The 377-nt window shown below is 54.1% G+C and carries 1 pseudogene; it reads left to right on the forward strand.

Features of this window, described 5'->3' with window-relative positions:
* Positions 1-377: pseudogene (locus EPL05_RS21695) on the forward strand (glucosamine-6-phosphate deaminase); the annotation flags it as partial.

The following is a 377-nucleotide window of genomic DNA, read 5'->3' on the forward strand; positions in this document are numbered from 1 at the left end:
CAGCAGGTGTTCGCCGCAGGTGATTTCGCCGACCCTAACGGGACGCATATCGTTTGTTTCAATATTATCCTCGCTGCCTTAACCCGCCTCAAGGAAACCGAGGATTGGGTGAAAGATTGCTGGATGTGGCTTTACCGTGGTGCCTGGCACGAGTTTGCTACGCATGAAATTGAAATGGCTGTGCCTTTATCGCCTGCCGAAGTATTGCGCAAGCGTAACGCTATCTTCAAGCACCAAAGCCAAAAGGACCGCCCCGTATTCCCCGGTGATGATGCCCGCGAGTTTTGGGTACGTGCCGAGGACCGCAACCGCGAAACTGCCGTTTGCTACGATAAACTGGGTATGGCGGAGTATGCGGCTATGGAGGCGTTTGTGAG

Origin of the sequence: Mucilaginibacter gilvus (assembly GCF_004054195.1) — a bacterium.
Classification (GTDB): Bacteria; Bacteroidota; Bacteroidia; order Sphingobacteriales; family Sphingobacteriaceae; genus Mucilaginibacter; species Mucilaginibacter gilvus.